This is a genomic window from Streptacidiphilus neutrinimicus, from assembly GCF_000787815.1.
Lineage (GTDB): Bacteria > Actinomycetota > Actinomycetes > Streptomycetales > Streptomycetaceae > Streptacidiphilus > Streptacidiphilus neutrinimicus.
Genome location: NZ_BBPO01000136.1, coordinates 1 through 10,427, shown reverse-complemented (window position 1 = coordinate 10,427; position 10,427 = coordinate 1). Strand labels below are relative to the sequence as shown.

The following is a 10,427-nucleotide window of genomic DNA, read 5'->3' as shown; positions in this document are numbered from 1 at the left end:
GGGCCGGGGCGGTGAGGGGGTTGCCCGTCGCGCCGCTGCCGCCCTGGGCGGGGACCGGCACCGCGCCGCCGCCGAACGGCGGCCCGGCGGCGGGGGGGCGCGGTGAGTGGCTGCCCGCCCTGCGTGCCCTGAGCGCTCGCCGCACCGCCGGGGGCCGCGCTGCCCGCGACAGCGCAGAGACCTGCGAAGCCCAGGCCCGCGACCAGCAGCGCCGGGGCGAGCCGGGCCCGGGAGCGGCGCGCCTGAGGCGCGGCATGCAGGGGCACCACCCGGGCCGGAACCGTCGGGGCGGGGAGCTCGACGGGCGGCTGCTCCCGCGTCAGCGGCGCGTCGGGGCCGACGTACGGGAGCTTCGTGGCCGCGGCACCGCAGCCGGCACAGGAGAACGCGGCGCCGTTGACGTAGCGGCGGCAGGGTGGGCAGTACCTCACAGCTCCTCCGGGCGTGCACGGACCGGCGAAATCCGGACCTTTCGCCACAATCGCAGCCCAGCCCAGGCCTGTGCGGAGATTAGGCAAACTTCGCATACAGACCCGGGCCACCTGCTAACCTGCCCGCCGTTCAACTGCCGTTCAGTCGAGCCGCGCGTCGAAGGCAAGGGAATCCGCCAACTCCTCCACCCGCCGCTCCGGCAGACCGCGCGCGACGAACCAGGCGCCGACGTTGCGCACGTCGCGCTCCAGGAACGAGCGGCCGCGCGGGTTGGCGATGACGTCGACGATCTGCGGCACGTCGATGATGACCAGCCGACCCTCGTGGACCAGGATGTTGTACGCGGACAGGTCACCGTGGGCGTAGCCGTCCCGGGCCAGCAGCGAGAGGCTGTGGCCGAGTTGGTCCCACAGGTCGTCCAGGTCCGCCTCCTCGGGGCGGACCTGGGCGAGGCGCGGCGCGGCGGCCCCGGACTCGTCGCCCACGAACTCCATGAGGATCTCGGTGCCGAGGATCTGGACGGGATAGGGCACGGAGGCGCCCGCCAGCCACAGCCGGCACAGCGCCGCGAACTCGGCGGCGGCCCACTGCCCGGCGATGGCCTGCTTGCCGAACTCGGTGCGCTTGGCCATGGCCCGGCTGACGCGGGACTCCTTGTGACTGCGGCCTTCCAGATAGCCCGCGTCGCGGTGGAAGAGGCGGTGGTGGCCGTCGCGGTAGCGCTTGGCCGCCATCAGCGTGCGGCGGCCGCCGCCGGGGACGGCGCGCTCGATCAGGAAGACGTCGGCTTCCTTGCCGGTCTTGACGATGCCCAACTCGGTGTCGACGGCGCCGAGTTCGGTGACGACCCAGTCCGGGCGCGGCTCGGGGCCCTTCTCCGTCGGCGTGGACTGGTCCCAGCTGGACCAGCGGTCGCCCTCGGGCGGCACGTCGGCGTCGGCGAGGACCGAGAACGGGTCGCTGAAGCTGTCGGTGAAGGTGTCGGTGTCGTCGAGGCCGATTCCGGCCAGGTCGGCGTCGCTGTCCGCGGCGCCGTCGTACCAGCCGGACTCGGCGGGGAGGTGGGGGACGGGCTCGTAGGCCTCGTCGGCGTCGTCGGAACGGCGGCCACGACGGCTGCCGCCCTTGGGGGTGATACGGACGAAGGAGTCGCTGTCGGCGAATCGCTTGCGCAAGGGAGGGGTCTCCTGCGGGAGGGCTCGCCGGAGCGCGTCAGCGGTAGGACGCGCGGCTCAAGCGGCGAGCGGGTGACAAGGGGAGGCATCTGGCGCGCAGGCGAACGCGCGCCGCGTCTGGACGGCGACCATGTCTGCACACCTCCACTCTCGTCACGCCGGGCACCCTCATGGCGGCCCGGAACTGCGGCAACGCGGCTACTCTAGCCCGCTCCCCGCACGGCGCAACCGAATTAACGCGACGTCGTCGACCGCGCGTCGCCGGGCCGCCCGACGGTCGGACTGATAGGGAGACTCCATGCCACGCCTTCTCCCTCCGGGCCGCCTGCGCCCGGGTCTGGTCGCCCTCGCGGTCGTCGTGTCCGTGGTGACGACCGGCTGCAGCTCCTCGAAGAGCTCGAGTTCCGGCTCCGCGTCGCAGCCGGCCGCCACGAGCGCCGCTCCGGCGACCGCCACGTCCACTGCCGCCACGACCACCGGCGGTGCGAGCGGCGGCAGTGGGGCGACGACGGTCACGGTCACCGAGACCGAGTTCATGCTCCACCTCTCGCAGACGTCGTTCACACCGGGCTCCTACACCTTCGTGGCGAAGGACGCCGGGCACGTCTCGCACGCGCTCGCCATCGCCGGGCCGGGCGTGCCGACCACGCAGACCGGCACGCTCGACCCGGGCGCCAGCGCGAACCTGACGGTCACCCTGCAGAAGGGCAGCTACGAGCTGTGGTGCCCGGTGGACAGCCACAAGAGCCTGGGCATGGACACCCATATCCAGGTCTCCTGACGGCCGTCCAGGTCTCCCGAGGGCGCTGACCGGAGCCGGTCAGCCGAGCCGCGGCTCCCTCTCGCGCGCGGCGACGCCCGCCACCACCCGCGCGACGAACTCCGCCGCCGGGAGCGGGCCCGGGCGGGAGCCGTCGCGCAGGCGCGGGGCGACCAGGTCGTCGGCGGCCTCGCGCGCGCCGATGACGGCCTGGTAGGGCGCGAGCCGCGCGCCACGGATCCGCGCGCCCAGGGTGCCCCGCTCGGGTCCGGCGATCCCGGCCCGCAGCCCCAGCTCCAGGCACCTGGCCTCGACCTCCCTGGCCTGCGGCTCCTCCGCCGCCGAGAGCGGGAGCAGCACCACCTGAACGGGCGCCAGCCAGGCCGGGAACGCCCCGCCGTAGAGCTCGATCAGGTGCGCCACGGCCCGCTCGATGCTGCCGATGACCGCGCGGTGGACCATCACCGGGCGGTGGCGCCCACCGTCCGCGCCGACGTACTCGAGCTGGAACCGCTCGGGCTGGTGGAAGTCGACCTGGACGGTCGACAGGGTCGCCTCGCGCCCGGCGCCGTCGGCGATCTGGACGTCGATCTTGGGCCCGTAGAAGGCGGCCTCGCCCTCCTGCGCCTCGAAGGGCAGGCCGGACTTCTCCAGCACCTCGGTCAGCACGGCGGCCGACCGCTCCCACAGCTCGGGGGCGGCGACGTACTTGCCGCCCTCGCCGGGGAGGGAGAGCCGGTAGCGGACCGGCTCCACGCCGAGGACGCGGTGGACCTCCCGGATCAGCTCCAGCGCCCGGGCCGCCTCGTCCGCGACCTGGTCCAGGGTGCAGAAGACGTGGCCGTCGTTGAGCTGGATGGCCCGGACCCGGGTCAGGCCGCCCAGCACGCCGGAGAGTTCGGACCGGTACATGCCGCCCAGTTCGGCGAGGCGCAGCGGCAGCTCGCGGTAACTGCGGGCGCGGGACCGGTAGATCAGCGCGTGGTGGGGACACAGGCTCGGCCGCAGCACGACCTCCTCCGCGCCGAGACGCATGGGTGGGAACATGTCCTCCCGGTAGTGCGCCCAGTGACCGGAGCGTTCGTAGAGCTCGCGCTTGCCGAGCACGGGCGAGTAGACGTGCCGGTAGCCGGAGCGACGCTCCAGGTCACGGACGTACTCCTCCAGCTCGTGCCGGAGCACGGCCCCGTCCGGGAGCCAGTACGGGAGCCCCGCGCCGATCATCGGGTCGGTGTCGAAGAGGCCCAGCTCGCGGCCGAGCTTGCGGTGGTCGTACATCGTGGTCACCTCGCGGAAGTCGGTCTTCGGGGGACGTCGGGAGACCGGAGCGAGTGACCGCATGCGAAAGCCCCGGGCACTCGCCCGGGGCTTGGACTGTGACAGCTCTCAGCGCGCCGGGACGGGATCCGGCGTCGTCGTGGAGGCGGCTGCGATCTGCATGGAGCGACCGTAGCAGCCGGGGTACGGGGCTGCCACGGATTTCTCCGTACACGGCAAGACCTGCGCCTGAGCGAGTTATGAAAACCGGCGAGTCGGGACGATTCAGAGCGTTTTCACAGGTTTGCCACCCAGTGTCATGTCTATGGCTCCAAGTGTCACGGGCGTGCTCACGACGCCCCCGGAATCTCCGAACCTCCCGCGCGACACCCGTCTCCGACCGTGGAGATCCCCCGCCGACCAGCCCGGTTACGCGCGGCCCGCCCTGCTCGGGATCACGGCCCTCGCCGCGCTGCTGTTCTTCTGGCGCATCGACCAGGCGTCCTTCCACGGGTTCTACGCGAACGCCGCGCGCAGCGGCGCCGAGAGCTGGAAGGCGTTCGTCTTCGGCTCCTTCGACCCGGCGAGCACCATCACGCTGGACAAGCTCCCCGGGTTCGTGTGGCCGCAGGCGCTCTCCGCGCGGATCTTCGGATTCCACGCCTGGTCGGTGGCGCTGCCCCAGGCGATCGAGGGTGTGCTGGCCGTCCTGGTGCTCTACAAGGCGGTAAGAGAGTGGGCCGGCGCGAACGCTGCGCTGCTCGCGTGCGGGCTTTTCACGCTCACTCCGGTGGTCGCCGGGCTGTTCCGCACCTCCGTCGAGGACCCCGCCTTCACCCTGCTGCTGATCTGCGCGGCCGAGGCGGCGCAGCGCGCGGCGCGGACCGGCCGCCTGCGGACGCTGGTCCTCTCCGGCGTGTGGGTGGGTCTGGCCTTCCAGACCAAGATGCTGGAGGCGTGGGCGGTGCTGCCCGCGCTGGCGCTGGTCTACCTCCTCTCCGCGCCCGCGCCGCTGCGCCGTCGTCTCGGCCACGTCCTGGCGGCGGGCGTGGTGACGGTGGCCGTCTCCGCCTCGTGGATCGCGCTCGTGACGCTGACCCCCGCGAAGGACCGTCCCTACGTGGACGGGACCACCGACAACTCCGCGTACAGCATGGTGGTCGGGTACAACTTCCTGAACCGCTTCTCCTCGGTCGGCGTGAGCGCCTCGAACACCGGCAGCATCCAGGCTGTCCGGGGCGGCGGCGGTGGCCACGGCTTCGGCGGGCATGGGTCCGGCGCGCCCGGTTTCGGCGGGCAGGGCGCGGCAGGCCAAGGCTCTGCGGGTCAGGGCGCAGCGGGTCAGGCCGGCGGCACCGGGGGGCAGGGCTTCGGGGGCGGCAGCGGCGGCGGGCCGGCCAACGCGGGCGGCGCGCAGGGGACCTCCGCGAATTCGCTCGCGGCGCGCGCGGCCGTGCTCGGCGGCGGAGGCAGTGACGGCGGCTGGAGCAAGATGTTCGGCTCTGCGATCGCCTCGCAGACCGGCTGGCTCTACCCGCTCGCGGCGATCTCCTTCGTCTGCGGCATCGCCTGGCGCCGACGCCGGCCGCGCACCGACGCGCTGCGCGCCGGCTACCTCATGTGGGGCGCCTGGCTGGCCGTCTTCTTCGTGGCCTTCAGCGCCGGAAGCGTCGGCGGACACAGCTACTACATGGGCGTGATCGCCACGCCGCTCGCGGCGCTGAGCTCCGCAGGCCTGGTCGGCATGTGGCGTGCGTACCGCTCCGGCGGCCGCAAGGCGCTCGTGCTGCCCGTCGCGATCGCCGCGACCGCGGCGTGGGCGTCCTACCTGGCGAACCCCTTCCCGACCTTCCGCCCGTGGGCGGTGCCGGTCGCGATCGCCGCGACCGCCGTCGCCGTCGCGCTCCTGGCGGTCGGCCGCGTCCCGCGCCTGACCCGTCCGCGTCTCGCCGCGGCCGGCTTGGCAGCCGGGCTGCTCGCCGTGGTGGTGACCCCGGCGGCCTGGGCCACCTCCGTCCTGTCCACCGGCTCCGGTGGCGGCATGGCCTCGATGATGGGCTCGGTCGGCCCGAGCGGACACGGCGGCTTCGCCGGGTTCGCGGCTGCGACCGGAAACGACGCGGGCCACCGCGAGGGTGGCGGTCGTGGCGGCTTCGGCGGCCGAGGCGGGGGCGGCGGCTTCGGCGGGTTCAGCGGCACGACGACGCTGTCGGCGTCGCAGCAGCAGCTGTTGTCGTACGTGACCTCCCACGACGGCGGCGCCCGCTACGTGATGGCCACCTCCAGCTGGAGCACCGCCTCGCCGTTCATTCTGGCCACGGGCAAGGAGGTGCTCCCGATGGGCGGCTTCACCGGCGCGGTGCCGAGCCCGACGCTGAGTCAGTTCCAGCACCTGGTCTCCACCCACCAGCTGCGCTTCGTCCTGCTGGGCGGAGGCATGGGCGGCGGCGGCATGGGAGGCGGCTCGCAGAGCAGCCCGGTGCAGTCCTGGGTCCGCCAGTCGTGCTCCGTGGTCCCGCCGAGCGCGTACGGCGCGACCGCGCCGTCGCAGCGGAGCGGCCCCTCGCCGTTCGGACGCGCGGGCGCGTCCCAGCAGCTGTACTCCTGCGGCGACGACGCCTGATCAAGGACGACGCCTGACCAGGAAGGACTGGTCGGGCGGGGTCGGGCGGGCCCGGTCGGTCAGGGCGTGAAGCGCGCCACGTAGCGGCGCTGCCAGAGCGTCTCCACGGCGTGGCGCGAGTAGTGCGCCCGCACGTAGGCGACGGCCTCGCCGGGCGGCACGCCGTCCAGCACGGCGATGCAGGCGAGGGCGGTCCCGGTCCGCCCTCGCCCTCCGGCGCAGGCGACCTCGACCCGCTCGCCCGCCGCCCGCTCCCACGCGTCCCGCAGGGAGCGGGCGGCGGCGGGTCCGTCGGCGGGCAGCCGAAAGTCCGGCCACCGCACCCAGCACGACTCCCAGGGGGTCGCCGGAGGCTCCGCGCCCTGCAGGTACAGCCCGAAATCGGGCAGCGGGCCCTCGGGGAGGGGGGCGCGCAGGCCCCTCCCCCGCAGCGTCCGTCCCGACGGCAGCAGCAGCACACCGGCGGCGCCGGTCTCCCAGGTCGAGGGCACGGCGTCACGCTACGGTCCCACATGCGAATATCCCCGAGCGGATTGCAGGTGCCATCTGCAATGATCCGCTCGGAGGGATAACCCATGCACCGTCTGTTCGGTCCTTACCGCTCTGTCTTCGCCATCCAGGGCAGCCGAGCTCTTTTCGTCGTCGCGCTTCTCGCCCGCGTCCCGGGTACCGCCAAGGGCATGCTGCTCACGCTGCACGTCGTCCTCGACCAGCAGCGCGGTTACGGCGCCGCCGGCGTCGTGGCGATGGCACTGACAATCGGCTTCGCGATCGGCTCACCGATCGCCGGGCGGCTGGTGGACCGTCACGGGCTGCGGCCGGTCCTGCTGGTGACCGGGATCGCGGAGGCGCTCTACTGGGTGATCGCTCCGTCGCTGCCGTATCCCGCGCTCGTCGCGGCGACGCTGGCGGGCGGGGTCGTGTCGGTACCGGTGTTTCCGGTGATCCGGCAGGCGGTGGCCGCGCACGTGCCCGGGGAGCTGCGACGGCAGGCCTTCGCGCTGGACTCGATGATCGTCGAGCTCGCCTACATGGTCGGCCCGGCCGTCGCCGTCGTCGCCGTCACCGGACTGCACACCGCGACGCCGTCGATGTTCGCCACCGCCGTGCTGACCCTCGCCAGCGTCCTCGGTCTGTGGCCGCTGGGCCGGATCCTGACGGCGCAGCACCGGGTCGACCCGACACTGGCGCAGGACGAGCAGGACCGGCCCGCCCGGCTGCCGCGCGGCACCTGGCTGAACCCGACGCTGCTGCTGGTGCTGGCGATGTGCACGGCCGCGAACCTGACCCTGTCCGGCACCGAGGTCGCCGTCGTCGCGAGTCTGCGCGAGCACGGGCAGACGCAGTGGGCCGGGCTGACGATCATCGCCTGGTGCTGCGCCTCGCTGCTCGGCGGCTTCTGGCACGGCTCGACGCCGCGCCCGCGCCGGCTGTCACTGCTGATGCTGCTGCTCGGGCTGGGCACCATCCCCGTCGGGCTCGTCGCCGGGCTCGGCTGGCAGTGGACCTGCCTGGCCCTGGTCCCGGCCGGCTTCGTCTGCGCGCCGACCATCGCCTCCACCGCCGAGGCGATCAGCGCGGCCGTCCCGGCGTCCGCGCGCGGTCAGGCGATGGGCCTGCAGGCCGCGGCACTGACGCTCGGCGGCTCGCTCGGCGCGCCGCTGGCCGGCTCGGTGATCGACCGCTTCTCCCCCGTCTGGGGCTTCGCCGTCGCGGGCGTGATCGGCACGCTGCTTGCGGCGCTCGCGCTCGGCCACGAGCGGTGGAGCGCGGCGCGCACGCCCGCGACCGCTAGTCGGAAGAGCGTCCCCGCGGTCCCCGAAGCGGTCGCTCAGGAGCCGTCGGCGGAGGAGCGCCCGAGGATGTCCGCCAAGTCGTAGCGGACCGGCTCCTCCATCTGGTCGTAGGTGCAGCTGGACGGCTCGCGGTCGGGCCGCCAGCGCCGGAACTGGGTGGTGTGGCGGAACCGGTCGCCCTGCATGTGGTCGTAGGCGACCTCGATGACCCGCTCGGGACGCAGCGGCACCCAGGACAGGTCCTTGGTGCCCGTCCAGCGGCTGGTCGCCCCGGGCATCCGGGAGCCGGCCTGCGCCTCCTCGTCGGCCCAGTCGGCCCAGGGGTGGCCGGCCACGGGATCCATGCGAAGCGGCGCGAGCTCGGCGACCAGTTCCTCGCGCCGCTTCATCGGGAAGGACGCGCAGACGCCCACGTGCTGGAGGCGGCCGCCGTCGTCGTAGAGGCCCAGCAACAGGGAGCCGACGATCGGTCCGCTCTTGTGCTCGCGGTAGCCGGCGACGACGCAGTCGGCGGTGCGCTCGTGCTTGATCTTGAACATCAGCCGCTGGTCCGGCGCGTAGGCGGCGTCCAGCGGCTTGGCGATGACGCCGTCCAGCCCGGCGCCCTCGAACTGGTCGAACCAGCGCCGGGCCTCCTCCGCGTCCAGCGTGGCGGGCGCGAGGTGGAGTGGAGGCTCGACGGTCTCCAGGATCTCCTCCAGCGCGGCTCGGCGTTCGCGCTGCGGCACCGGCATCAGGTCGAGCTGGTCGAGGGCGAGCAGGTCGAACGCGACGAAGGACGCCGGGGTCTGCTCGGCGAGCAGCCGCACCCGCGAGGCGGCCGGGTGGATCCGCTCGGTCAGCGCGTCGAAGTCGAGGTGGTCGCCGCGGACCAGGATGATCTCGCCGTCCACGACGCAGCGCTGCGGCAGCTGCGCCTCCAGCTGGGCGACCAGCTCAGGGAAGTAGCGCGTGAGGGGCTTGCCGGTGCGGCTGCCGATGACCGTCTCGTCGCCGTCGCGGTGGATCACCGCGCGGAAGCCGTCCCACTTGGCCTCGTAGAGCATCCCGGGCGGGATCCTGGCCACGGACTTCGCGAGCATCGGCTTGACGGGCGGCATCACGGGCAGGTCCATGCAGCCGATTCTGCGGCCCGGGGACCCGGCGCGCCCGACGGGCGCGCCGCCGGGGTCCGTCCTACGGTGAGGAACATGGGCGAGGCCATGGAGCTGCAGATCGGCGGGCGCGCGGTGCGCGTCAGCAACCCGGACAAGGTCTACTTCCCCGACGCCGGCTTCCGCAAGATCGACATCGCGCGCTACTTCGAGGCCGTCGCCCCGGGCGCGCTGCGTGCGCTGCGGGACCGGCCCACGACGCTCCAGCGCTTCGTCGACGGGATCGGCGGCGAGGCGTTCTACCAGAAGCGGGCCCCGCGCGACATGCCCGACTGGATCCCCACCGCTCGCATCGCCTTCCCCAGCGGCCGCTTCGCGGACGAGATGTGCCCGACGGAGGAGGCCGCGGTGCTGTGGGCGGTCAACCGGGGCTGCCTCACCTTCCACCCCTGGCCGGTCCGCCGCGAGGACACCGACCACCCCGACGAGCTCCGCATCGACCTCGACCCGCAGCCGGGCACGGACTTCTCCGACGCCGTGCGGGCCGCGCTGGAGCTGCGCGGCCTGCTGGAGGAGCTGGGCCTGCACGGCTGGCCCAAGACCTCCGGCGGCCGCGGCCTGCACATCTTCGTCCCGATCCAGCCGCGCTGGACCTTCACCGAGGTCCGACGGTCCGTCATCGCGATCGGCCGCGAGCTGGAGCGCCGGATGCCGGGACGGGTGACCACGGCGTGGTGGAAGGAGCAGCGGGGCGAGCGCATCTTCGTGGACTACAACCAGATGGCACGCGACCGCACCATCGCCTCGGCGTACTCCGTCCGGCCGTTCCCCAACGCCCCCGTCTCCGCGCCCCTGCACTGGGACGAGGTCGACCAGGTCCGCCCGGACCAGTTCGACATCACCACCATGCCCGCCCGCTACGCCGAACTCGGCGACGTCCACGCGGAGATGGACGCGAAGCGTCACGACATCACGGCCGCGCTGGCCCTGGCGGACGAGCACGAGAACGACCACGGGCTCGGCGACATGCCCTACCCGCCGGAGTACCCGAAGATGCCGGGCGAGCCCAAGCGCGTCCAGCCCAGCCGCGCCAAGCACGACCCGAAGGCCGAGCCCGAGGAGAAGTAGGCACTGCGCGCCGGGCACCGGGCGGTGGCAGCGCCCGAGCGGCGCGCCCGCGCCGACCACGACTGCGCCGCCCGGTTCCGGGGCCGGCCAGGCGGCACCCTCCGCGGCCAGCAACGCGCGCGGCGGGACGGGTACGCCCGTCAGCGCCGAGCGGCTCGGGGC

At 73.6% G+C, this 10,427-nt stretch carries 8 protein-coding genes; 4 read left to right on the top strand and 4 right to left on the bottom strand.

Going from position 1 to position 10,427, the window contains the following annotated elements:
• Window positions 1–572: 572 nt before the first annotated feature.
• Entirely contained in the window at window positions 573–1,607 is a 1,035-nt protein-coding gene (locus TR48_RS37195) for a serine protein kinase RIO (protein WP_052443368.1), read from the bottom strand.
• Between the two features lie 298 nt (window positions 1,608–1,905).
• Here TR48_RS37195 and TR48_RS37190 point away from each other — a divergent pair, with 298 nt between their 5' ends.
• Complete coding sequence (locus tag TR48_RS37190; RefSeq protein ID WP_201777211.1) at window positions 1,906–2,388, top strand: hypothetical protein; 483 nt, start codon at window positions 1,906–1,908, stop codon at window positions 2,386–2,388.
• 39 nt (window positions 2,389–2,427) lie between these two features.
• Here the strand turns inward: TR48_RS37190 and thrS are convergent, their stop codons facing one another.
• Entirely contained in the window at window positions 2,428–3,645 is a 1,218-nt protein-coding gene (gene thrS, locus TR48_RS37185; RefSeq protein WP_042375102.1) for a threonine--tRNA ligase, read from the bottom strand.
• 304 nt (window positions 3,646–3,949) lie between these two features.
• On the opposite strand from thrS, the gene TR48_RS37180 reads away from it, so the two are divergent.
• On the top strand, window positions 3,950–6,247 hold the full coding sequence (locus TR48_RS37180; protein WP_084730085.1) for an ArnT family glycosyltransferase: 2,298 nt from the start codon (window positions 3,950–3,952) through the stop codon (window positions 6,245–6,247).
• A gap of 59 nt (window positions 6,248–6,306) precedes the next feature.
• Here TR48_RS37180 and TR48_RS37175 read toward each other — a convergent pair whose 3' ends face one another.
• Complete coding sequence (locus TR48_RS37175) at window positions 6,307–6,738, bottom strand: protein-tyrosine phosphatase family protein (RefSeq protein WP_042375097.1); 432 nt, start codon at window positions 6,736–6,738, stop codon at window positions 6,307–6,309.
• Between the two features lie 84 nt (window positions 6,739–6,822).
• On the opposite strand from TR48_RS37175, the gene TR48_RS37170 reads away from it, so the two are divergent.
• Entirely contained in the window at window positions 6,823–8,127 is a 1,305-nt protein-coding gene (locus tag TR48_RS37170; protein ID WP_052443367.1) for an MFS transporter, read from the top strand.
• Here TR48_RS37170 and TR48_RS37165 read toward each other — a convergent pair.
• A complete protein-coding gene (locus tag TR48_RS37165) occupies window positions 8,079–9,158 on the bottom strand; it encodes an ATP-dependent DNA ligase (protein ID WP_042375096.1) in 1,080 nt (359 codons plus the stop codon). The two genes, TR48_RS37170 and TR48_RS37165, sit on opposite strands and share 49 nt — an antisense overlap.
• A 75-nt stretch (window positions 9,159–9,233) precedes the next feature.
• Here TR48_RS37165 and ligD point away from each other — a divergent pair, with 75 nt between their 5' ends.
• Complete coding sequence (gene ligD / locus TR48_RS37160; RefSeq protein WP_042375093.1) at window positions 9,234–10,265, top strand: non-homologous end-joining DNA ligase; 1,032 nt, start codon at window positions 9,234–9,236, stop codon at window positions 10,263–10,265.
• Window positions 10,266–10,427: the final 162 nt, after the last annotated feature.